Origin of the sequence: Natrinema sp. H-ect4 (assembly GCF_041894845.1) — an archaeon.
GTDB lineage: Archaea > Halobacteriota > Halobacteria > Halobacteriales > Natrialbaceae > Natrinema.
Genome location: NZ_JBHDYC010000001.1, coordinates 506,179 through 529,268 on the forward strand (window position 1 = coordinate 506,179; position 23,090 = coordinate 529,268).

At 61.2% G+C, this 23,090-nt stretch carries 21 protein-coding genes and 3 pseudogenes; 8 read left to right on the plus strand and 16 right to left on the minus strand.

Annotated features, from left to right (window positions below; all coding sequences use genetic code 11):
* The first annotated feature begins 149 nt into the window (after positions 1–149).
* The 3 genes from ACEWFR_RS02360 (at position 150) to ACEWFR_RS02370 (ending at position 3,924) form a co-directional block, all read left to right on the plus strand.
* A complete protein-coding gene (locus tag ACEWFR_RS02360) occupies positions 150–1,826 on the plus strand; it encodes a thiamine pyrophosphate-binding protein (RefSeq protein ID WP_374059527.1) in 1,677 nt (558 codons plus the stop codon).
* Between the two features lie 183 nt (positions 1,827–2,009).
* The gene (locus ACEWFR_RS02365; RefSeq protein ID WP_374059528.1) at positions 2,010–2,801 is read left to right on the plus strand and encodes an SDR family oxidoreductase; all 792 of its coding nucleotides are present in this window, start codon (positions 2,010–2,012) and stop codon (positions 2,799–2,801) included.
* Between the two features lie 355 nt (positions 2,802–3,156).
* Complete coding sequence (locus ACEWFR_RS02370; protein WP_374059529.1) at positions 3,157–3,924, plus strand: IclR family transcriptional regulator; 768 nt, start codon at positions 3,157–3,159, stop codon at positions 3,922–3,924.
* A 210-nt stretch (positions 3,925–4,134) separates the two neighbouring features.
* Here the strand turns inward: ACEWFR_RS02370 and ACEWFR_RS02375 are convergent, their stop codons facing one another.
* The 3 genes from ACEWFR_RS02375 to ACEWFR_RS02385 form a co-directional block, all read right to left on the minus strand.
* Positions 4,135–4,884, minus strand: a complete 750-nt coding sequence (locus ACEWFR_RS02375; protein WP_374059530.1) for an SDR family oxidoreductase — start codon at positions 4,882–4,884, stop codon at positions 4,135–4,137.
* Positions 4,885–5,058: 174 nt separating this feature from the next.
* The gene (locus ACEWFR_RS02380) at positions 5,059–6,231 is read right to left on the minus strand and encodes an MFS transporter (RefSeq protein ID WP_374059531.1); all 1,173 of its coding nucleotides are present in this window, start codon (positions 6,229–6,231) and stop codon (positions 5,059–5,061) included.
* A 154-nt stretch (positions 6,232–6,385) separates the two neighbouring features.
* The gene (locus ACEWFR_RS02385; RefSeq protein ID WP_374059532.1) at positions 6,386–7,546 is read right to left on the minus strand and encodes an acyl-CoA dehydrogenase family protein; all 1,161 of its coding nucleotides are present in this window, start codon (positions 7,544–7,546) and stop codon (positions 6,386–6,388) included.
* A gap of 168 nt (positions 7,547–7,714) precedes the next feature.
* Here ACEWFR_RS02385 and ACEWFR_RS02390 point away from each other — a divergent pair, with 168 nt between their 5' ends.
* Complete coding sequence (locus ACEWFR_RS02390; protein ID WP_374059533.1) at positions 7,715–8,176, plus strand: VOC family protein; 462 nt, start codon at positions 7,715–7,717, stop codon at positions 8,174–8,176.
* 9 nt (positions 8,177–8,185) lie between these two features.
* On the opposite strand, the gene ACEWFR_RS02395 is transcribed toward ACEWFR_RS02390, so the two are convergent.
* Entirely contained in the window at positions 8,186–9,193 is a 1,008-nt protein-coding gene (locus tag ACEWFR_RS02395) for an LLM class flavin-dependent oxidoreductase (protein WP_374059534.1), read from the minus strand.
* A 92-nt stretch (positions 9,194–9,285) separates the two neighbouring features.
* Here ACEWFR_RS02395 and ACEWFR_RS02400 point away from each other — a divergent pair, with 92 nt between their 5' ends.
* Positions 9,286–9,843, plus strand: a complete 558-nt coding sequence (locus ACEWFR_RS02400) for a carboxymuconolactone decarboxylase family protein (RefSeq protein WP_374059535.1) — start codon at positions 9,286–9,288, stop codon at positions 9,841–9,843.
* A 71-nt stretch (positions 9,844–9,914) separates the two neighbouring features.
* Here the strand turns inward: ACEWFR_RS02400 and ACEWFR_RS02405 are convergent, their stop codons facing one another.
* Positions 9,915–11,150, minus strand: coding sequence for an MFS transporter (locus ACEWFR_RS02405; protein WP_374059536.1), 1,236 nt, complete (start codon positions 11,148–11,150; stop codon positions 9,915–9,917).
* 97 nt (positions 11,151–11,247) lie between these two features.
* Positions 11,248–11,667: a universal stress protein gene (locus ACEWFR_RS02410; RefSeq protein WP_374059537.1), complete on the minus strand. Its 420-nt coding sequence runs from the start codon at positions 11,665–11,667 to the stop codon at positions 11,248–11,250.
* A 317-nt stretch (positions 11,668–11,984) separates the two neighbouring features.
* Between ACEWFR_RS02410 and ACEWFR_RS02415 the strand changes: the two genes are divergently transcribed.
* Positions 11,985–13,127, plus strand: coding sequence for an acyl-CoA dehydrogenase family protein (locus ACEWFR_RS02415; protein WP_374059538.1), 1,143 nt, complete (start codon positions 11,985–11,987; stop codon positions 13,125–13,127).
* A 382-nt stretch (positions 13,128–13,509) separates the two neighbouring features.
* Here the strand turns inward: ACEWFR_RS02415 and ACEWFR_RS02420 are convergent, their stop codons facing one another.
* Both ACEWFR_RS02420 and ACEWFR_RS02425 read right to left on the minus strand, forming a co-directional pair.
* Positions 13,510–14,877: an MFS transporter gene (locus ACEWFR_RS02420; protein WP_374059539.1), complete on the minus strand. Its 1,368-nt coding sequence runs from the start codon at positions 14,875–14,877 to the stop codon at positions 13,510–13,512.
* A gap of 146 nt (positions 14,878–15,023) precedes the next feature.
* Positions 15,024–15,989 carry an LLM class flavin-dependent oxidoreductase gene (locus ACEWFR_RS02425; protein WP_374059540.1) on the minus strand — a complete coding sequence of 322 codons (966 nt, stop codon included), beginning with the start codon at positions 15,987–15,989 and terminating at the stop codon, positions 15,024–15,026.
* A 757-nt stretch (positions 15,990–16,746) separates the two neighbouring features.
* Here ACEWFR_RS02425 and rdfA point away from each other — a divergent pair.
* Positions 16,747–17,040, plus strand: coding sequence for a rod-determining factor RdfA (gene rdfA / locus ACEWFR_RS02430; protein WP_374059541.1), 294 nt, complete (start codon positions 16,747–16,749; stop codon positions 17,038–17,040).
* A 135-nt stretch (positions 17,041–17,175) separates the two neighbouring features.
* Positions 17,176–18,002, plus strand: a pseudogene (locus tag ACEWFR_RS02435) (IS5 family transposase).
* Between the two features lie 260 nt (positions 18,003–18,262).
* On the opposite strand, the pseudogene ACEWFR_RS02440 reads toward ACEWFR_RS02435, so the two are convergent.
* The 8 genes and pseudogenes from ACEWFR_RS02440 to rpl7ae all read right to left on the minus strand — a co-directional run bounded on the left by ACEWFR_RS02440 (position 18,263) and on the right by rpl7ae (position 23,037).
* A pseudogene (locus tag ACEWFR_RS02440) lies at positions 18,263–19,171 on the minus strand (IS630 family transposase).
* A 56-nt stretch (positions 19,172–19,227) separates the two neighbouring features.
* Positions 19,228–19,889: pseudogene (locus ACEWFR_RS02445) on the minus strand (IS6 family transposase).
* A gap of 181 nt (positions 19,890–20,070) precedes the next feature.
* The gene (sod, locus tag ACEWFR_RS02450) at positions 20,071–20,673 is read right to left on the minus strand and encodes a superoxide dismutase (protein ID WP_098726846.1); all 603 of its coding nucleotides are present in this window, start codon (positions 20,671–20,673) and stop codon (positions 20,071–20,073) included.
* Between the two features lie 216 nt (positions 20,674–20,889).
* On the minus strand, positions 20,890–21,309 hold the full coding sequence (locus ACEWFR_RS02455; protein ID WP_374059542.1) for a hypothetical protein: 420 nt from the start codon (positions 21,307–21,309) through the stop codon (positions 20,890–20,892).
* 263 nt (positions 21,310–21,572) lie between these two features.
* Positions 21,573–22,037, minus strand: a complete 465-nt coding sequence (gene ndk, locus ACEWFR_RS02460) for a nucleoside-diphosphate kinase (protein WP_098726848.1) — start codon at positions 22,035–22,037, stop codon at positions 21,573–21,575.
* Entirely contained in the window at positions 22,034–22,435 is a 402-nt protein-coding gene (locus ACEWFR_RS02465; protein WP_374059543.1) for a 50S ribosomal protein L24e, read from the minus strand. The genes ndk and ACEWFR_RS02465 overlap by 4 nt, the downstream gene beginning before the upstream one ends.
* Before the next feature lie 3 nt (positions 22,436–22,438).
* Positions 22,439–22,663 carry a 30S ribosomal protein S28e gene (locus tag ACEWFR_RS02470; RefSeq protein WP_006184658.1) on the minus strand — a complete coding sequence of 75 codons (225 nt, stop codon included), beginning with the start codon at positions 22,661–22,663 and terminating at the stop codon, positions 22,439–22,441.
* An 11-nt stretch (positions 22,664–22,674) separates the two neighbouring features.
* Positions 22,675–23,037, minus strand: a complete 363-nt coding sequence (gene rpl7ae / locus ACEWFR_RS02475) for a 50S ribosomal protein L7Ae (protein WP_098726850.1) — start codon at positions 23,035–23,037, stop codon at positions 22,675–22,677.
* Between the last annotated feature and the right edge of the window lie 53 nt (positions 23,038–23,090).

Below are 23,090 nucleotides of genomic sequence, written 5' to 3' on the forward strand. Positions count from 1 at the left end.
GCGGGCCGATAATTCCCACGTCACTGACGGACTGCTCCCTCTCTCGAGCACACCGGCCGACGGGACGAATATCGCCCCGCTCGAGACGGGATGGACCGTGCTCACCGGTAGTACGATAACGGTGGGGGCCTAGTATCGAGGAGAAGATCATGAAAGTCCACGACGCAGTCATCAGACTGTTCAACGAGGAGGGGGTCGAGACGCTATTCGCGCTGATGAGCGAAGATACGATGAGTACGCTCTCGACGATACAGGAGCAGTGGAGCGAAGAGATGCACGTCGTCCACACGCGCCATGAGCAGGGTGCCGTCGCGATGGCCGACGGCTACTCGCGGGCAAGTGACGACGTCGGCGTCTGTCTGATCGGTCGAGGGCCCGCCGTCGCACAGACCGGTACCTCGCTCGTCACGGCTCAAAAGAAGGGGTCGAAGTTGCTCGTCATCGTTCCGGAGATGTCCGTGTCCGACTCCTACGATATCAAGGACTTCGAACAGGAGTCCTTCCTGAAGTCGACGGTCGGTACCGTCCGTACCGCTCGAAGCCCCGAAACACTGCTTTCGACGCTCGAGGAGGCCTTCCGGAGCCTCCGAGTCGGAGAGGGGCCGATAGCGGTCCAGGTTCCGTGGGACGTACTCGACGGCGAACTGCCCGACTCTGACGTCGAGACCGACCGAAATCGATCGGTAGCGGCGACGGACGCCGCCACATCGAACGCTCGACTCCACCCCGACGACGACGCGATCGATGCGGCCGTCGACCTGTACCTCGATTCGGACGCGACCAAAGTCCCGATAGTCGTGGCCGGTCGCGGCGCGATTGCGGCGGACGCGAAGGATGCGATCGAGTCGTTCGCCGAGCGGACGAACGCCGTGCTCGCCACCACCCTGCAGGCTCGAGGCTACTTCGACGATCATCCGTTCTCGCTCGGGTTCGTCGGCGATTTCGGGAGCAATATCGCGAACGAACACCTGCACGAGAGCGACTTCGTGCTAGCGGTCGGCTGTAGCCTGAACCCGTATACGACGGATTCCGGCCACCTCGTCGAGGACGAGACCAAAGTCGTCCACGTCGATACGGACCCGAGCGCCATCGGGCGGTACGAGCCCGTCGATCTCGGCGTCCGAGGGGACGCCCGGCTGACGGTCGACGCGCTGACCGAACGGCTGGAGGCACACGGGATCGACCGAAGCGACGAGTTCTGGACCGATCGGTTCCGGAACCGGATCGCGGACACGCCGTCGCTAGACGAGGACGAGTTCCCCGAACAGGAGGGGCGAATCGATCCGCGAGAACTGGTCCGGGGTCTCGATTGTATCCTGCCCGAAAACCGCGTGGTCGTCAGCGACGGTGGACACTTCTCACGATGGGTCCTCGACGGAATTTCGACGCCGGAGCCGGCCGATTTCCACTGGACGCTCGACTTCGCGGCGATCGGACAGGGACTGTCCCACGGGATCGGCGCGGCGCTGAACTCTGGCGACCGCACCCCCGTCACGTTCTGTGGTGATGCGGGATTCATGATGGCGCTTCAGGAGGTGGACACCGCCGTCCGCCACGAGATCCCCGTAACGATCGTCGTCATGAGCGACAGCGCGCTCGGAACTGAGTATCACAGTCTCCAAACCGCCAACAAGTACGCCGACGTCGCTCTCCTGGAAGCACCCGACATCGCGGACGTCGCACAGTCGCTCGGCGCGGACGGCTACACCGTTCGCTCGAGCGATGATCTGGACGCTCTCAGTGACGTTCTTGACCACCGACCGGACGGACCGGTCGTCGTCGACTGCAAGACCAACAGCGCCGTCCGCCATCGAAGCAAGATGTAGTGGATGCTGAAAGCGTGTGACGCCGAATCGATGTCGTTTCCACCGTCTCCCCTGTCGAACCCACATCGTCCGTCCGACCACATCCGTCAGTAAACCGAGTGAGGTCGTTGGCGGATATCCGCCATAGTTCCGTTTCAGCGCCGGCACCGGTACGTTTTCGTTCGTGTGCAGTCATGGTGACGTATGGATCTCGGACTGGACGGTACCGTCGCGCTGGTTACGGCCTCAAGTAGCGGTCTCGGAAAGGCGTCCGCGAAAGCCCTCGCGAGGGAGGGTGTACACGTGGTTATCAACGGGCGAGACGAACAGCGGTTGGCCGACGCCGCCGAGGAGATTCGGGCGGTCGCCTCGGGAGACGTGATCGCACAGTCGGGCGATCTCACGGACCCCGAGGACGTCGAAACGCTCGTGGCGCGACCCGTCGAGGAGTTCGGACGATTGGATCACCTCGTGACGAGCGCCGGCGGACCGACGCCGATGCGCCCGCTCGAGCCGGACGACGACGAGTGGTACGAGGCGTTCGACCTGCTGACGATGAGCGTCGTTCGGGTCGTCCGCGAAGCGGCGGAACACCTCCGGAGCGGTGACGGCGGCTCCATCGTCGCCATCGCCTCGATAGCCGCCAAGCGAGCGGACGGTGGGAACGTCCTCTCGAGTTCGGTGCGGACGAGCGTCGTCGGCCTCGAGAAGGTGCTCTCGAAGGATCTCGGTCCCGACGTTCGCGCCAACGCTGTCTTGCCGGGCGTCCACGAAACGCCGCGTCTCCAGGACGTGTTCGAAGCGGCGGTCGAACGGGGCGAGTACGACTCCTACGAGGAGGCGAAGGCCGCTAGAGTGGCATCGATTCCGGTCGAGCAGATCGGCGATCCGGACGCCTTCGGCGACGCCGTCGCGTTCCTCTGCTCCGACCGGGCAGGCCAGATAAACGGTGCGGCGGTCCCGATCGACGGCGGGGAGAGCGACTCCATTTTCTGAGGGGGTAACCGTTTGCAGTGGGTTCGACTACGGAACACCGGTTCGCAGCCCTACGCGGTCGGAGGTGGCAGTTGTTTCTGCCTCATCGGCAATCCACGTCGGCGGTTTCGTCCGTCGCTGAGATCGTGATGCGTCGCTGAGACGGGAGCACTCGAAATACTCGCGCCTGACACTGGAACCCGCTCCACTCGATCCGGAGCACGGAGTACGAGCGTTCTATTCAGGGTGGAAGCACAGATAGTTACAAAACCGCCCGAATTCTCCGGAATAGTTCGGAAAGTGTGGGTCTCGATCGGGGCTGATGGGTGTTCGAGTATACGGAATATTTATGCACCAAGATACGCTATCTGTTCCCATGGAAACGTACACCGATCCGGGAACGGTGAAGGCGACGCGGACGACGTTCGAGATCATCGAAACGCTCGCCGAAGCGGACGGCGGTCAGGTCACCGAGATCGCGGACGAACTCGGCCTCGCGAAGAGCACCATCCACCGGCATCTGGCGACGCTCGAGGACCTCGAATACGTCGTCAAAGACGGGAACAGGTATCGGATCGGCTTTCGGTTCCTGAAGCTGGGTGAAGAGACGAGAAAGCACACCGATACGTACCAGATGGCGAGTCAGAAAGTCGAGAAGATCGCCGAGCAAACCGCCGAGCGAGCGCAGTTCGTTGTCGAGGAACACGGAAAGGCCGTCTACGTCTTTGGAGCGACCGGTGAACACGCCGTGCAAACGGACTCCGTGATCGGCAAGTACCGGCCGCTTCAATCGATGGCCGCGGGAAAGGCGATCCTCGCACACCTCCCCGAGGAGCGCGTCGAAGAGATCGTTCGGCAGCACGGATTGCCGTCGCTGACCGAGAACACGATTACGGACGAGGACGAACTCTACGAGGAACTCGCGGAGATCCGAGAGCGAGGGTACAGCATCAACAATCAGGAGACGATCCCCGGGCTCCGGGCGATCGGCGTCCCGATCGAGTGCCCGGACGGCGGCGTTTTTGGCGCGTTCAGCGTGTCCGGCCCCACACACCGCGTGCAAGGCGACCGCCTCGATGAAACGATTCCGAACGTTCTCCTCGGGACGGCGAACGAACTCGAACTGGATATGAAATACTCCTGAACCCGGACTGTAACGTTCGTTTCCGGGAGAACACCGTGGTCCGAATTTCGGCCCGATCTGACCGTCTCATCCCAAAACACGTCCCGATCGGTCCGTAGCGTCTCTTCCCCAAACCCGTTCTAATCGGTCCGCAGCCGTTCGATTTACCGACACGGCGCTATCGCTGGGTTCTCGATAGAGAACGGAATCCCGCTGTCGCGTCGGGACGGGCTAGCCGGAAAACTTGTCGCGACGGTACAGGTCCAGTTCGCTCACCGTGTTCGGCGTCTCCTGACGCGCGGCGAACGCGATCGCGTCGGCGACTGCTCGAGGACCGGTGACTTCGTCCCGTTCGTAGCGTTCCTCCGAGGTCTGTTCTCGGAACTCCTTGCCGAACTCCGTCCGGACTTCCGACGGGTTGACGATGCTGACGGCGATATCGTCCGTCCCGACCTGTCCCGCGAGGCTCTTCGCGAACCCCCGGGTCCACCACTTCGTCGCCGCGTACAGCGGCGCGTCCGGACGGGGGTTCTTGCCCGCGTAACTCGCGACGAAAATCGCCGTTCCGTTCGTCTCGCGCAGGTACGGAATCGCCGCCCGGGCCGCGTAGAACATCCCGTCGACGTTCACCCCCATGACGGTTCGATACTGGTCGGTCGGAAACTCTTCGACGGGCGTCTCGGAATCGGTCGCGATCCCCGCGTTGTTCACCAGCACGTCGAGATGCCCGAACTCCGAGACCGTCTTCTCGACGGCCGCTTCGACCTCGTCTTCGTCGCTCACGTCCGCGGGACAGACGAGCGCCGACGCGTCGGTCTCGGATTCGATTTCGGCAGCGAGTTCCGTCAACCGATCCGCTCGACGGGCGACGAGTGCGACGTCGGCACCGTCGGACGCGAGTGCGCGAGCCGTTTCCCGTCCGATTCCCGCACTCGCGCCGGTAACGATCGCTCCGTTGTCTGCCAGTGGGTTGGTTGCCATCGGTGAGACATTGTCGCAGTGATGCTAAACTCTACGTGTTACTGCTGTGACCGTATTCAGCCCCGTGTCGTTTCCGACGGGGCCGCTCGAGGGGCTTTCCCGACTCACGGCGCATGCGTTCCATCAGCGGTGGAGATCCGATGATCGACCGCCGGAAGAGGATGAAACGGTCGGCTACAATCCGAGCCGAAAGAGACGGTTCGCCACGAGGATACCGAGTCCGAGGATCATGATTCCGGCGAGCAACGTGAACGAGACGTCCCACCCGTACAGGTCGGCGAGAATACCGACCACGACGCTCCCCGTCGCGCCCGTCGTCATGTACGCGGTCCTGACGAGCCCGAATCCGGTACCGCGCTCGGACGCCCCAAGGAGATCCATGAATCGCGACTGGATCGGCGCTCCCCAGCTCATCGCGAGGCCGATGAACAACACCCCCGCGACGAACTGTGGGAGGCTCCCGGCGACGACGAGCAGTCCGTACCCGACGATGCCGGCGCTCATCGTCACGATCGCGGCCGAATCGCGACCGATTCGATCCGAGAGCCCGCCCATCAGCGGTTGCGTGAGCCCGTGGACGACGAAATACAGCGAGAAGAGCGCGCTCGCGATCGCCGGCGAGAGTCCTTGCCCCTCGGCGAAAAACGTCGGCAGGAACGACGCCGTCGCCTGCCAGACGAACGCACAGAGAAACGAGAGCAGCGTCGTGTACGCGATCGACGGCCGGGAGAGCAGTTCGACCATCGCGCCGAGTTCGGCCCGTTCGCGCATCGGCTGCTCGGGTCGGTCCGGCTCCGTCGGGCGGATTCGCCACGCGAACAGGACGAAAATCGGGGCTGCGACGAAGAATCCGAGTAACACGCCCGCTCGCCACCCGTACCGAACGGCGATCAGCGTCGCGGCGATCGGCGCGACGAGGCCCGCAACGGGGCCGCCTGCGATATGCAACCCGATCGCGCGACCCGTGTTCGCGAACTGCTTCGTGAGATATGTCGTTGCGACCGTGTAGTGGAGCCCAGCACCGACGCCGAGAACGATCGTGAAGAGGACGAAAAATTCGTACGACGGAGAAACGGCGAGCAGCAGACTGGCGATCGCGGTCAACCCGAGTGCGACGAGGATGACCCGTCGTTCTCCGAAGCGATCACCGAAGATACCGCTCGGAAACTGGGTGAGCGCGTACGTCGCCCACATCAGCGATAACGCGGTTCCGAGAGCCGCGTTCGAAACGGCGAAATCGTCGGTAATAGCGGGAACGAGCGGACTAATCGCGAGACGAGCGGCCATCGTCGCCATGAACGCAAACGTACAGAGAAGGAGTGCCGTCTGTTGATATCGCCAGTTCACAGGCACTCTACAGAGAGCCGATGAAAACGATTTGCGGTATCGGACTATCTGGCCGAATTACGAGTCGCCGCCGGAACGCATTGTGCCGGTCCGTACGGACGGGCTCGAGACGGACAGTGGCGGACTCGAGACGGACTGGATTCGACGGCGGTCATTACGACGACAGCAGGTCGTCGGCGATGATGCGTTTCTGTATCTCGTTGGTTCCCTCGAAGATTCGAGTCACTCGAGCGTCCCGCCAGTATCGCTCGACGTCGAAGTCAGTCGTGTAGCCGTAGCCGCCGTGAATCTGAATCCCCTCGCTGGTGACCTCCTCGGCGATATCGCTGGCGAAGAGCTTCGCCATCGCGGCTTCGGCGTCGGCTCGCTCGCCGGAATCGACCGCGTCGGCGACGAGCAGCGTCAGCGCCCGCGCGGCCTCGACCTGCGTCGCCATGTCCGCCAACTTGAATCGAATCGCCTGAAACTCCGAGATCGGTTCGTCGAACTGCACGCGTTCCTTCGCGTACTGCACCGAATCCTCGATCGCGCCGCGGGCTAATCCCACCGACCGGGCGGCGGTGTGGACGCGGCCTTCCTCGAAGAAATCCATGATCTGATAGAATCCGTTCCCTTCCTCACCGCCGACGAGCTTGTCGGCGCTAACGCGCACGTCGTCGAAATTCACCTCCCACGTTTTCCAGCCGTGGTAGCCGATCTTATCGATCGCCTGGCCGCTAAGGCCGTCGCGATCGAACGTCCCGGCCGGCTTCTCGACGATGAAGCCGGAAATACCGCGGTGTGCTGGCTCCGCGTCCGGGTCAGTGACCGCGTACGTCAGAATGAAATCCGATCCCTTCGCGAACGTCGTCCACGTCTTCTGGCCGTTGAGGACGTATTCGTCGCCGTCGCGCTCGGCGCGGGTCTGCATGTTCGCGACGTCGCTGCCCGCGCTCGGCTCGCTGATCGCGATACTCTTGAGCGCGTCTCCGGACGCCATCTTCGGCAAATATTCCTCTTTCTGCTCGTCCGTCGCTCCCGCGAGGCTCTGTCCGCGGGCGATGATACTGCCGACGCTGAGCCACCCTCGAGAGAGTTCTTCGGCGATAACCGCGTACGACTTCAGGTCCATCCCGAGTCCGCCGTACTCCTCGTCGATGAGAACGCCGAAAAACCCCATCTCCCCGAGCTGGTCGACGAGTTCGGCCGACATCTCCGCTTTCTTCGGGTCGCGTTCGCTCGCCTCCGGGCGAACCTCGTTCGTGACGAATCGCTTCGTTTCGTCGCGCAGTAGCTTGTGTTCATCTGACAATATTGTGTCCGAGATGTTGTTCATACACGTAGAACGTCGCGCCGATATTTATTAAACCTTCTACTATATTCCAGATGCGTCACGTAGTGAGTGACGAACAATGTCGATTCGATGGTGGCATTTGTTCTCACATGACGTTCGAGCGGCGGCCGACTAAACGAATATAAGCGAGGTTCGCATTGGCATACCACGATGGATGAAATCGATCACATCGCACACGCAGTCTGGGACCTGTCGGACGCGCTCGAGACCGTCACCGCCGCGGACGGCGTCGAACACGTCTGGACCCTCGAGAGCGAGAAGTGGCAGTACCGAACGGCGTACCTCCTGTTCGGTAGCGATATGTTCACCCTGCTCTCCCCGACGAGCGAGGAGAGTTTCGTCGCCGACTACCTCGAGCGAAACGGCCAGGGGCTTCATCACATCGGTGCCACCGTTGCGGACCTTGAGACGGCCGTTGCACAGCTGACGGCGGCCGGCGGGGAGGTCGTCATGGAAGACGTGGTTTCGGGCGTCCGAAGCGAGGCGACCCTGCATCCCAAATCGCTGTTCGGTCTCCAACTGCAACTCATCGAGTGGCACGACGATGTCGGTCCGACCGCGCGCGATCACATCGAGGCGATGCGCGACGCCGCGGCGGACGATCGACTCTGAGTCGACGAGTTATGCGACCGTCTCGCCGACGTTGTCGATCGTCTCGTGTATCTCTTCGACGGTGGCGGTGGTCGGCGGAAGCAGCGCGAGCGTGTCGGCGATCCCCTCGTACCGCTCGAAGAGGTGCTCGACGGCGTCCGGACTGCCGGCGATCGCGATCTCGTCGAGGAGGTCGTCGCTGACGGCCGCTCGGGCCGCGTCCTTCTCCCCGGCCTCCCACTCGTCCTGGATCCGGTCGGCAGCGTCCCGGAACCCGTGATCGGCCACCGCATCGTAATGGAAATCGCCCATCGCGCCGACGTAAAACGCGATCATCTCCCGGCACCGCTCTCGGGCCCGCTCGCCGTCTTCGAGGACGCACGTCGTCACCCACGGGATCGTCGCGACCGCTCCGGGGTCGCGATCTCGCTTTCGAGCGCCGCGATCGACGTGTTCGCGCTTCGCCGGGAGCGCCGACACCGGAATGCGGTTCGGCATCCATCCGTCGCCGAATCCGCCCGTCAGTTCGGTGTTCGTCTCGCCCTGTGCGGCGACGTAAATCGGAACGTCCGACCGAAGGGGTCCGAATCGGAGACGGAAGTGCTGGAGGTCGAACAGTTGGCCGTCGTAGGTCACCTCGGTTCCGGAGAGGACGCGCCGGACGATCTCGATCGTTTCGCGCTGGCGGCGCAACGCCGGCTGAAAGTCCACGCCGTGCCAGTTCTCGATGACCTTCGGCCCCGACAGGCCAAGCCCGAGTACCGCCCGTCCGTCCGTGAGTTCGTCCAGCGTCGCCGCTCCCTGCGCGATCAGCGCGGGCGACCTCGAGTAGACGGGGATGATTCCCGTTCCGAGCCCGATCGTTTCCGTACGGGCCGCGAGGTAGCCGAGACGGGTGAACGCTTCCCGGCCCCACGTTTCGGGGACCATCACGAGGTCGTATCCGGCGTCCTCCGCCGCGATCGCGAGGTCACACTGCTCGATTGTGGTGACGTCGCCGGTGGCTGGCAACGGTAGCGCGAGGTCGTACGATGGCATACTGTGACAAACGAGGAGAGACCGTGTTAGCTGTTTCCCACTCGAGAATTCGCCGTACATTAATGAGGCCACCGCTCGCTCTAGTCGGTACGATGTCGAACGAAGGAACGTCCAGAGTGCCGTATATCACCGCCAAAGAGCAGCTTTCGGACGACTGGCACGACCACTACGATCGGATCGCGGCCAGCCGGGGCCACGTTCGGGGTCCCTTCAGCGTCCTCATGAACAGCCCGGAGGTCGCGACTAGAATCGCAGACGTCGGAACGCACGTGCGCTTCGAGGGTACGCTCCCGGGCCCGGTGCGAGAACTCGCGATCATCACGACGGCCCGGGAACTCGACTGCGCCTACGAGTGGGCGATACACGAGCCGCTGGCTCGAGAGGAGGGGGTCACTGACGACACGATCGATATCGTTGCCGCTCGAGCGCCGACGGATCCCCTTCCGGCGGTCGACGCGCTCGTCGTCCGCTACGGTCGCGCGTTGTTCCGCGAAAACGAGGTCCCGGAGTCGCTCTTTCGGTCGGCGAGAGATCGGTTCGGCGTCGAAGGAGTCACTGAACTGACGGTGACGTTCGGCTACTACAGTATGCTGGCCTGCGTCCTGAACGCCTTCGCGGTCGACCCGGGAGAATCGCTCGAGCAGTGGTGATCCCGTCTCGAGTGCGTGTCTCACAGGTATCGACGCGCCAGTGCGAGCCACATTCTCAGCAGGTAGCTCTCTCAGTCGTTCGAGCGAGCGACCAACACGACGGCGAGACCGGCACAAAGTACCGTCACGCAGGTGAGCACTGTGAATAACGCTGGCGTACCGCCGTAATCGAGCGTGACGCCAGCAACGGCCGAGCCGACCGCGCCGATGCCGAACAGTCCCAGATAGATGTACCCGAACGAGAGGCCGTGGCTCTCCGCCGGGACGTACTCCGCGATGAGACTCTGTGCGATCGGTGCGAACATGTAGATGAAAAATCCGAGTGCGACGCAGACGGCCAGCAGCGGGGCGACGCCGATTGCGGAGGCGGGAACGAACAGCGCGGATGCGATACCGAGCGCGATGAACGTTCCGAGAAGGGCCGTCTCGGAGCGTCCCCTGTCGCTGATCTTGCCGCCGGTGTACTGCCCGAAGATACCGACCAGCAGGAGTCCTGAGTAGGCGATCTGGCCCGCTTCGATCTCTCGATCGCCGACTGCGACGGTCTCGAACATCGGCAAGTCCGTGAGGACGTCGGGGAGGAACGTGAAGATCCCTCGATAGTAGACGCCGTACAGGATCTGTATCGCGAACACGAGAACGAACCCACCGATCAGCAGGGTCCGCGTGTTCATTACGACGTTACGAAGCGACGCGACGAGGGTCGGATTCGCCGTTCGGTCCGAATCGGGCTGCGCCGAGGCCGCCTCGGAAACGGTGTCGTCGAACGAGACGAAGAGACCGACAATAACGCAGATCGCTGCCGGGGCGGTGAGGAGGAGCGCGACCAGTCGCCACTGGAAAAACGCGAGCAGGACGATCGCAGCGAGCGGAACGACGACCATTCCGACGTTTCCCCCGGCGCCGTGGTACGCGAGCACCGTCCCTCGTTGCTCCGCGCTCCGACTGATGAGCGACAGTCCGGACGGATGGTAGAGACTCGCCATCGCGCCCCAGATCATCAGCGTCACGGTGAGCGCCGCGACGGACTGAAGCACGCTCAGCGCGGCGAACGAGAGACCCATGCCACCAGTGGAGAGCAAGACGAGCCGTTTCGATCCGTATACATCCGCCAACACGCCCGCGAGGGGCGCGAACAGTCCGATGAGGGCGTACCCCGCCCCGACGACGAGTCCGAGCGTCGTCGCCGAGACGTCGAACATCGAGAGCCAGATCGGGACGAAAAGCGGAATTGCCAGCTCGAATCCGTGAAACACCCCGTGACCGAGACCCGTGAAGACCGCAATAGAGGAGTCGTTGTTCTTCATCGTCCGTCTCTCACGAAGGCAATGTTCAATATTCTACTGATCACGGAACGGTGCCGCGTCGCCGTGTCCGATTTCGACGTTCCGGCCCCCTCGAGACTCAGTCACTCGTGGCGACGATCACGGGGCGGTCGGCAGAGAGGAGCAGGGACTGTGTGACGCTTCCGAAGATGGCCTTCCCGGCGGGGCTGCGCTTTCGCCCGCTGACTGCGATACTGTCCGCGTCGATTTCCTCGGCGACCGAGAGGATCACTTCGGTGGGTTCGCCGTGTTCGCGTCGCTTCACCGGATCGATACCGGCCGCCTCGAGGATGCCCTCCGCGGCCGTCACGCTCTCCGGGAGATCGTCTTCGTCGTATAGTTCGGACGAATCGATCCGCGCATCGCCGTCGGTTACGTTGAACTCTTCGAACACGTTCAAGAGGACGACCTCGATCTCTCCCGGGAGATTCGCGACGGCTTCGGCCGCCAGCGTGGAACGATCTTCGTTCGTATCGACCGCTAGTAGTACCTTGTACATAGTTGTGCTACCAGTTCCACCTACTTATCTCTCCGGTAAGTTCCACCGACGGTCGCCCGCGAGTCGGTGAGTTCGGGTCCAACACGCAGTTCCACCGACGTTCCCAGCGACGATGCTCCCACCGAGTTCGAGCGACGAGGGCTCGAAAAGACGCGTCGCACGGACGGAACCGATACGTTCGACCGGGTATCGACGATTCGGCGGACGGTGGCGGTCGGGAAGGCGTCGATGCGCGAACGACGACTCGCCGCGGAAATCCGGATTCGGTATCTGACTAAACAGAAGACTTTACTGTGAGAGCCGTAGTATTCGTGGTAATGCTGTCGCTATCGGCGGAACAGGAGATGGTCGTATCGTCACTGGAAGAGCTCGCCCAAAACGAATTTTCCGACGCTGCGTTCTCGTGGGACGGGGACATTCCGTTGGAGAACATCGAACTGCTCGCGGACCGCGGCTATCTCGGACTGAACATCTCCGAGGAGTACGGCGGCGGCGGCATGGGCGAATTCGAGGCGATGCTCAGCATCGAAGCCGTCGGACAAGTCTGTCCGGATACGGCCGAATACCTCTACAACCAGCAGATGGTCGCCCCTCGCGGTATCGAGATGTTCGGGAGCGACACCGTGAAAGACCGGTACCTCCCCGGCGTCACCGCGGGCGAAGACGCGATCGCGATCGCCATTTCCGAACCCGAAGCCGGATCGGACGTCGGTGCGATGAGTACCACGGTCGAAGAGGAGAACGGCGAACTCGTCCTGAACGGCGAAAAAGTGTGGGTGAGTAATATCCCGCACGCGTCTGCCTGCGTCGTCTGGGCGAGGTTCCCGGACGGACTCGGCTCGGTCATCATCGACCTCGATGACAACGAGGACAGCGTCGAGATCGAGCAACACTACACGAACATGGCGAACCACACCCAGACGCAGTTCCGCATGCACGACATCGTCGTTCCAGAAACGCACGTCCTGACTCGAGGGAAGGACGGGTTCAAACAGCAACTCCAGGCGCTGAACTGGGAGCGTCTCGGAAGCGCGACGCTCTCGAACGCCATCGGCCGGTGTGCCCTCGACAAGGCGCTGGAGTACGGCCAACAGCGCGAACAGTTCGATCAGCCGATCGCGGATTTCCAGGGCATCGAGTGGAAGCTCGCCGATATGGTCAAGGAACTCGAGGCGTCGCGCTCGCTCACGTACCGGGCAGCGCTCAACGCGGAAGAGCAGGGACGGATCCCCGATCGGATGGACGCGTCGCTGGCGAAGCTCTACTCCGGGGAAATGGTCGAAACGGTGGTCAGCGAATCGCTGCAGATCCACGGTGCAAACGGCTATCAGCAGGGACACGCGTTGGAGTACCTCCACCGACTCGCGCGAGGTCGCCGGCTCGCGGCGGGGACCGACGAAATCCAGAAGAATCAGATCGCGGCGGCCCTCAAACGGGACGGCCTCCCCTCGCTCACGTAACTCCCCTCGCGGAGACGCTGCTCCCTCGTCGATCGAGTCCTGACGTGTCTTCGCGGTCGGCGTTGGCCGCCGCATCGGTGTTTCCTTCTTGACCACCGACGAACGCCCGTAGTACCACGAGACGTTTTACTTCGGTCCAACGTTCCAATAGCCGTCGATACCTCAACCCCGGCCCGGTTCGGACTCGTCCGACGCTCGGCAGGAAACCGGTACGTCGTTCGAATCTCGAACCGCGTCGGTCAAAGCGTTTCGAACAGTGTCGATCGAGGCGTTTCGAATCGTTTCGAAACGCTCTCGAGTCGGCTTCCGCAAGACGGTTTCGGATAGCAGAACAGAACCGCCAGACGGGAGCGGTCGCCTCCGTGACGGACGGGGATATCGATCAATCGGAGTCGACGTGCCCGGGCTGGTGTGGAAGCGGTGACGCCGTACGGGCGACGACGAGACAGGCGATACCGACGAGGCCGCCGCCGACGCCGATACCGCCGACCATGAGCTGTAACGACTCCGTCTGGGGAACCGACCCGTCGAGGTACTCGATCCCGAACCCGACGACGATTGGCGCTGTGGTCGCCGAAAGCCGACCCGCCGATTCGAATACGCTCACGAGGCCACCCCTGAGTTCCGTGGGTGCAAAGCCGGTCGCGACGCTTCGGAGGAGAGATAGCGACATGCCGAACCCGACCCCGAGTGCCAACGCGCCGACGGTCGCCAGGGCGACCGTCGGGACGAACGCGACGATCACGAGGCCGACCGCCATGAGCGATATCGCGGTCGCGAGGGGAAAGATCCGTCCGGCGAACGACGAGCCGAATCGTCCGGCCTGCGTCGCCGCGACGGCGTAGGTGGCGCTGGCCAACGCGACCAGGATACCGGCCTGCCCCGCCGTGCCGCCCATCGATCTCACGACTAACAGCGACACGTACGTCATGAACGTGATATACAGGAGTATCGGTATCATGCGGAACACGAGAACCGAGGCGACGCGCGGTCGGAGCAGGACGGCAGTCAGTTCGCGAACATAGGTCCCACGGTCGGCTCGATCAGCCGCTGACGCGGTCTCCCGAGACGGTGCCGTCGGTTCGGTAAACCACAGCGCGAGAACGATCGAGATCGGGATACCGATCGCGTACAGCAACAGGGGGTACTGCCACGCGACGCCGACCAGTACACCGCCGATCAGCGGGAAGAACCCCTGTGTCAGGCCGGATACCGAAAACCGCAATCCCTGCCCCGTCGCTTCGGCACGACCGGTATAGAGGTCGCCGATACTCGTGATGATAACCGGTGTCACCGCGGCGAAGCTGACGCCCTGACAGAACCGAAGGAACAGGACGACGCGAAAGCTCGTCGTTACCGCGAGTGCGGTTCCGGCGACCGAAAAAACGAACAATCCGACGACGAGGAACGGCTTCCGCCCGTATCTGTCGGCCAGAACACCGACCACCGGAATCATCAGGATGCTCGGGGCGGTGAACACGGTCATCAGCAATCCGATGGTCGCGTCCGTCGCACCGTAGGGGTGCTGGAGGGACTCGAGAAGCGGAGAGATAAGTGCCGTTCCGAGTGGCGCGACGAGGTTTGCCAGCAACAGAAGCTGAAAATTCGTGTCGCGTAAAACCGCCGCTTTCTCTCCGAAGAGCGACTGTATCATCGGCACGTCGCCGAGTTTCTCGGCGAGGCTCAAAAAGATTCCCTCACCGACGCCGTCGGAAATCGTGTCGATCGCAGGGCGGGAGGACGATTGCATACGATGTCCTCGGTGCCCATGCTTTGGTACAGTTTCAGCGCCGCCGGGCGCTCGACGTCCCCTCCGAACGGCGCGGCCAAGAGCCCGGCCTCCAGGAGAAACAGTTCCCGGAGGACGTGTTGGAAATAGTAGCCGTTCGTTCCGCCCTACAACAGTTCTCGAAACCGACGGAGTTGCGCGTGCTGATCCGTCGTCGCGAACCGCGTGACGAACGTCTCGACGCCCGCGTCGGCATACCGTTCGAGATGCTCGGCGACGACCGACGGCGGGCCGAACGCGCCCCGACGCTCGAGTTGCTCGTCAGACATCTGTCCCCATTCGGGATAGTACGCTGCGATGAAGTCGCGAGCCTGATCGAGGGCCGCCTCGCGCGTCTCGTCGATGACGATGTCCTGATAGTACGCGGCGCCGAACGCCGACGGATTGCGGCCGGCGTCGTCGACGATCTCTCGAGCGCGGTCGATTCCGCCGGCGTACATCTCCGGTGACTTCGAAATCGGCAGCCAGCCGTCGCCGTGGTCCGCGATCCGCCGACGGATCTGTTTCGGATATCCGTCGCGCGGGTCGAACGTCGCCGATGCGACGTAGATGGGAAGCTCCCCGGTCGGCCGTAATCCGATATCGGCGTCCTCGAGCGTGACGAAGTCGCCGTCGTACGTGTCTATCGCGCCGTCCCACAGTCCGCGAATCACGTCGAGGGTCTCGTCGAGCACGCGGCCGCGTCGGTCGAACGGCACGCCGAGTTGTTCGTGTTCGGTCGCGACCGACGCACCGCTTCCGACGCCGACCCCGAGCGACAGACGGCCGCCAGAGAGCAAATCGACCGTCGCCGCCTGTTGGGCGACGGCGACCGGACGCCGGAGATGCGGGAGGTGGATCGCAGTCCCTAGTTCGATCGCGTCCGTCTCGGCCGCCACAGCCGCGAGCGTCGACAGCGGATCGAGGCGCGGTTTCGCGAGGACGCTGTCGCCTGCCCAGACCGATTCGAATCCCATCGACTCGGCCGCTCGAGCGAGCGTCGAACACGACTGCGTGCGTGCGAGCTGGTCCTGTGCCCCATCGGAATCGAGTACGATGCCCCGCGTCGGAAGGACGTATCCATGATCGACCATACAGTCCGTCTCTCGAGTTCCTCCTTAACAGCTCCGTCGGTCGAATATGCTTCTCGACGGTAATTTCCGAACGGCCCCGCTTTCGACACCGTTCTGTAGAAAGGAACGTTAGAATAAACGCATTAGATGAGGGTATATATTCCAATATCTCTCGAATAGAGGTACATATGTACAAATTATAGGGGAAAAGAAGCTAGTTATCTATTCAAATATGTGTGGTATATATTACCAGAGGAGACGGATCGTTCGAGATTATCGAACGTAATTATCGACGCACGAGCGGAACGACAGGAACGATCACTACTCGGTGACTCCTCGAGCCGTCAGTCGCGACGGCAATACAATGACTGAATTCACGGTGGCTCGCGTGGTATCGATCAGCAACAATAGCCGTTCGACGCATTCCTCGGAACGGAAAGACGGATGGGAGCGGAGCCGCGCACCGAGGGTCGCCAGCCCAGGGATAGATCGGCGAGTTTCGTCTCGCGGAACGAACCGTGACAGAGCCCGCTACCGACGGCGTGGTTTACAACAGTACGACTGGAAAGCAGGTGCTGCACGAACGTGACGAGAGTCGTCATAAGGGAGACGGTCTTCCCCGCGATACACCATGAACGACAAAGATAACATGTCAGGGTTCGGGCGATCGCGGGAGCTATCGGAGGGCGAAGCCGGAACGAGTGATGCGATCGAACTATAGTAGCCACTGAAACGATTCACAGACTGATCGTACAGCTATCGTTCGATCAGATGTGCAATGACTTTCAGTGACTACTATAGGGGTGGAACGGTAATAAGTGATGCTCTCGAGAACGAATACCAGTGCCCGTGCAAAATCGGCGGCGCCATCGATCGGTACGATCTCGACGGACTAAACGGAGAACTCCTGCACCGACGCGACATGGCGGACGCGAGTCTTCTGACGCTCGCGGAGTATAGCAACGAGCGGATCCTCGAGACGGCGCTCGCCGAGGCAGAGACTGATCTAACGGACGTCGGTACGGGGCAGTTAGCGCCGAAAACGTCCTCTCAGCGGTGTATGAAACGCTGACGAGCGACACAGCGCCGGCCGATCGGAAGCGCGAGTCCGAAAACACTTCGAACAGAACGGCTGCGTTAAATCACTAGACTGCGTCGGGGAAGGTCAGTAAATCAAAGGAGTGGAAACGGGAGACGTCAGTTGTTCATGACCCAAATCTCCCGCTTCACCGAGCGTTGCGTCTCGATAGCACAAAGCGTTACGGGTGAACGAGGCGAATCCGCTGCCCCGAGCGGTGGCGGCGGATTCGCCGACTATGCCCTCGTTTCGCTGCATTGTCTCCGGATTTACCTCGATACGTCCTATCGAATGACGATCGATCTCCTGCAGGAAATGCCGCAAATAACAGGGAAGATCGGCCTTACTGTGGCCGATCTTCCCGCACCTTCTACGCTGTGTAAGGTGTTTGATCGAATTGAGATGAGCCGCTGTCGAGTGCTGCTGCGCCAGTCGGCGCAGCTGCACGATCCGTCTGAACACGCTGCAATCGACGCTACGTTCTATGAACGAGATCGTGCAAGCCGCCACTACTGTCACCGAACGGAGTATCGCGTTCAGACGCTCAAAGTTACAAAACTCGTCGATACAGCAACGCAAGCTGTGCTCGATTTTCACTGCTCGACGACGGTAGAAGGCAGCGACGCAGACCTCTGTGAGCAGATCGCCCGCCGGAACGCGGGCGATCTGCGGTCTCTAGCTGCTGATACGGGCACGACAAGCAACAACTCCGCGAACAACGCCGTGAACTCGACATTCGCCCGCTGATCAAACACCGGATCTTCGCTCCATGCGATCACGCACACAACGCCCGTATTGACGGATATCGTACGCTCAGCGGTCAATCACCGAAACCGTCAACTCCGCCGTCAATCGCTCGCTCGGCTCCGCCGTGCGAGCGCGAACTTGGTACGAGAGTCCGTGAAATTGCTCTGATGTGTGTCGTCTACAACAGCAAGCGTGCCGTTAAACAGTGAAATTCACCGCCTTACAGCGATTCAACAGAAGCGAAAAAAGCTACTGCTCCGACGGTGACGGCTCCCCGGACCGAGACGTTGTGTGGGCGAAACACGCATTGGAGCACCGTTAACGCAGTACTCTCGGTGCCGTCTATCCGCTGAATGACTCGTACCGCTACGACGCGCCGTCTATAGTATGCGTTAGAAGTAATCACTCACTCCTGAGCTGAGAGTTGAGTAAGCGCAGTGCAGTCGCTGTTAGTAACTCGCTAGGGATGTCAGAACCGATTCCTGAGAGGGGTGCAGCCGTCGTCACCACGCCCGACTGGATTCGGTTCCGGCGAATACGCCGGAAACGTGGCGAATGCAGGGTCGTCACGGTCCTCGAGGACAGTGACGACCGATGCCAGGACGGACGGCGCTCCCTCCGGAACGACAATCGAGTTATCATTATACCATTGTATAATTCGAAACTGACATTCTTTGAGTAATGCTCAGTAACGTACATCTCTGATCGAGAGAAAAAGTGAGTACCGCCCTCGGTGGTCGCGCCCGAGAGAGGCATCCAGCCGCGTTGTCTGGATAATTCGACAGACGGCCGCGACCCGCACGGAAACAACGTGGCACGCGGCTCGACGTGGACGGATTTCTCGGTTTGATCGAAAGAGACTACTGTGGCGTCCATTTCCCGCCGCTTTTTTCGGGTCCCTCACGAAACGGGTCTTGCTCGTCAACATCAGATTCAGCGGCTGTCTGGCGAGGTTTTTGATAGCTCAATCCCGCTTGGTTGAGCAGCCGCCGACAACTCGGGATCGAGTATTCGACGGCATAGCTCTCGTCGAGATATTGCTGGACGAGCACCGGCGTCCACGTCGTCGCATCGAAACCGACCTCCTCGGGTGATTCGTGGAAAGCTTCCTCGAATTTATTTTATCTTTCCTGATAACTTTCGTTTTCTCTCAGATCGATGAGCATCAGTTACTGCTACTCGAGCGACTCGTCGGTGTCGAGTCGTTTGAGCCAACTGTAGATCGTCCGTCGTTGAACGTCGTACCACTCGGCTAGCTCGGTCTGCGTGAGGCTATTTTTGTACGCTATTGCCGCTAATAGCCGTTGTGTCGGTTCCTTTCCACGCTGTCGAGAGCATCTTGCAATTCCTCGACAGAGATCTCGTCGAGGTGAGCCACTGTGTTCAGTACCAATTTTTGAGTAGAAAGTTCTAACGGATACTATGAGACCATGTTCAGTTTCGTTGACTCCATACGTACGCGTAGTTCTGGAGCCACGTTTCGGCGGTATTCGGTTCGGCGTTTCTGAAGAAATTTCCGAACTGGTAGGTTCACTGTTTTACTTCTTGAAAGAGACGTTCAACGGCGTTCCGATTTCCGCGTGTCTCGTGTCGAAATCGGAGGCTGTGTTGGTTGCGTGTAGCTTTCAGCCACGGTCCAGAACCGACGAGAAACACGGCGTCATCACGGTCATATTTCTCGGCAATCTCCCGCAAGAACGTTCTGTCATCGCGGTCGTAATCGTCGGATATAGCCGTTTATGGTGTAGTGTGTTCGATTCTGGGTTGACGGCAGTATACAACCAATAGCGATGTTCGTCAAGGTGAATCACCATCTCGTCGAGCGCAACGTGATTCGGCCTCTCGTCAACTGCCGGCTGTAGTTCGCAATTGTGAACCCAACCGTGGACTGCCTTTCGACTTCGTCTGACATCAAAATCATCCAATTATTGAACTATATCCGAAAGCAAGAGGCTGGCAAGATAAAGTCGAATACCAAGCTCCATCAGCTGACGCGATGTCCGCTCTCGTTCCACAAAACTCAGATCAATCCAGTCGATATACCCCTGAGGCGGCCGATTTTTGGCAGAAAGACTACAAAATCGAACCCGGCTCACTCTTCACGCGTAACGAAACAGCCCCTACTGCCCCTACTTACTGGACATGCGGCGGCAGGTAATCGAGAGAATCGGGCACGCTGTGGGACTCACAGGCACTACTCAAATGAGAGCGACCGCTGTCGGCCATCGATCGCAGAGAAAATTCGGGGTTGACTGGCTCGTCTTCGAATCGACTGCCCTACTCGAAGTGGCCGAGGCAGGTCTGGTACTCCTCTTCGGCCTTCTCCCAGTTGACGACGTCGAAGAAGGCGTCGATGAAGTCTCCGCGGTCCGGTCCGTAGTCGTAGTAGTAGGAGTGTTCCCAGACGTCCAGCGCGAGGATGGGGTGAGAGCCCCAGAGTGCGCCCTGGTCGTGCTTGTCGACCGCGACGTTGCGAAGCTGCTTGGAAACCGGGTCGTACACGAGCAGTGCCCAGCCACCGGCGGCACCGGCGGCGGCCTCGAACTCGCCCTTCCAGCCCTCGTAGGAGCCGAAGTCCTCCTCGATGCGGTCGGCGAGGTCGCCCTCCGGCTCCCCGCCGCCGTTGGGGGACATGTTCTCCCAGAACAGCGTGTGGAGATAGTGTCCACAGCCGTTGTGGGTGACGTTCTTGAGGGCTCCGGGCGTGGAGCCGAAGTCGCCCTCCTCGCGGTTTTCCGCGAGGGTCTCCTCGGCGGAGTTCAGTCCGTTAACGTAGCCCTGGTGGTGGGTATCGTGATGCCAGGTCAGTACCTGTTCGGACAGTGCCGGTTCGAGCGCGTCGTAATCGTACGGAAGCGGTGGAAGTTCGTGATCAGCCATAGTATGCACCTCACGTTCTGTATCGGTATCTCGCCTGTTAAGTTTTGAGGAGTGAGACGATATCACACCTCATCGCTCGACGACCTTCTCGTCGTGCGATTTACCGACACCTCAGTCGATTCACAACGAATGGGGTATTAAAACTTTCAGCGATCGGCGGCTGCCCGCTCCCCCAGCGGTCGTTCGTGGCTGCTGGCCGGTTCGATATCCCCGCGACTACGCTGTTTCCTTGTGCTGTGCATGCTCGAGCCACTCCTCGACCGACGGCTGGCTCCAGTATCGAACCGTCTCGCTCCGTGGATCCTGTTCGAGGATTCCCGCGTCCTCGAGTTTCGGAAGGTGGATGTGCTGGAGTTCCATTCGCACGCTCGCTCGTTGGTCCGCCGAGCCGTCCCCCGGATCGTGACCGGATACCGTCTCCGTCTTGGCCGTCGTCTCCTCGTCGGCGCCGGCCGACCGTTCGAGGGCGATAACGTTTTTCGTGAGGTTTTCGATCGTTGCGACGCCGTCGGGCTGATCGTTCAGGTAGTACAGTGCGTATCGCCGTCGGCTGTCGGAGAGGAGATCGAAAACGAGATCTAGCGACGGTGTCGCGTCCGGCGCCAACGCTGTCGCCTCTCCCTCCGTTTCACGCATCCACGAACCACCTACCGTGTGTTACCATTCGAAACCACCACGGGCCTCTACTGCAGCCGACACATTAGATGTTACGTCTACCTAGAAAAATAGATGTTTAAAATACATCATTATTCTGCGATAGTATAATAGAAATGATAAGAGAACGCGATCTACTGACAAACGTCTCAACCGTCGCCGAACAGTGATTGTCGGCGAGCAGTCGGAACGCATTCAATTGAGCGAACCACGACGATCGGGACTCGTCGGCCGATCGAGACCGGTTACTCGTAGAGCCACTCGGCGTCGTGCTGATCGTAATCGATCAGTTCGTCGTCGTCGAAGTGGATCCCGATTTCGCGCTCGTTTGCGCCCTCGTCCTCGTGGTCTGCGGCGTGAACGACGTTTCGACCGAGATCGAGCGCGTAATCTCCCCGAATCGTTCCGGGAGCTGCCTCGAGCGGGTCGGTCTCGCCGATCATCTGGCGGACCTGTCGGGTCGCATCCTGTCCTTCCCAGACCATCGGGACGACAGGTCCCGAGGTGATGAAGTCGACGAGGTCGTCGTAGAACGGCTTGTCCTCGTGTTCGCCGTAGTGTTCTTCCGCCCGTTCGCGGGGCATCGTTTCGACTTTGATACCGACGAGCTTGAGCCCGCGGTCCTCGAGTCGAGAGACGACAGTTCCCACGAGCCCGCGTGCGAACGCGTCGGGCTTGACCATCACGAACGTGCGCTCGTGATCACTCATGCTTCCTCGGCTTCGGTCTCGGTTTCTTCAGCGTCGGTTTCCTCGGCGTCGGCGTCTGCGTTGGTCTCCTCGGCGTCGGTCTCCGCAGTGTCGTCCTCGGCAGCCACGTCTTCTTCGGGCTCGTCGACGGCGCCTGCTTCCGTCTCGAGGTCCTCGTCGTCATCGACTGCAACCTGCTCGGCTTCCTCGTCGGCAGGTGCGTCTTCTTGGGCGGGACCCTTGCCGCGACGACCGTCCTCGGTCCACTCGAGGTCGCGTGGTTCGCGCCCGAGCTTGAAGTTTTTCTCCGCCTTGGAGTCGACGAAGTGGAGCACGGTACCGTCCTTCTGGACGTACATGATGCCCGTGCCGGGTTCGATCTCTTCGCCCGTGTAGTCGCAGGTACGTTTCTCGACCATTGGTTATTGTCCTCCGATGGAGTCCGCCTCACGGGCGGTCTCGCGAAGCTGGAGTACGTCCCCTTCGCGGACCGGCCCGAGGCAGTTTCGGGTAATGATTCGTCCCTGATTCTCGCCCTCCTTGATCCGGCACTTGACCTGCATGGCTTCGCCGTGCATGCCGGTCTTACCGACGACCTCGATGACCTCGGCGGGCGTAGAGCCGCTTTCTTCCTCTTCAGCACTCATCTCTGATCACCTCAGTCGAGGTCCTCGACCTTGTCGGCGATGTCCTCGACGTCGTCTTCGGCTTCGCCGGCGTCGACGATTGCCGCGGCGGCCGAGCCGACCTCGAGGCCGGCGGCGTGGCCGACGTCGTCCTGGGTCTCGATGAAGACGACAGGAATACCCTTCTCGTCTGCGAGTTCGGGCAGATGCATGACGATCTCCTCGGGGGAGACGTCTTCGGCGACGTAGACGAGCTCGGCGTTGCCGCGCTCGATCGCCTTCGTGGTTTCGTTCGTTCCTTTCTTTACTCGACCGGTGTCTCGTGCGACCTCGAGCGCCTCAAGGGCGTCGTCGGCGAGGTCGGCTGGGATGTCCGTAGTTACGTAAACTGACATTGGTTGTTCACCTCTCCTACACGTGGGCTCGCGCTCCCCTGCCGTCCGGGCAC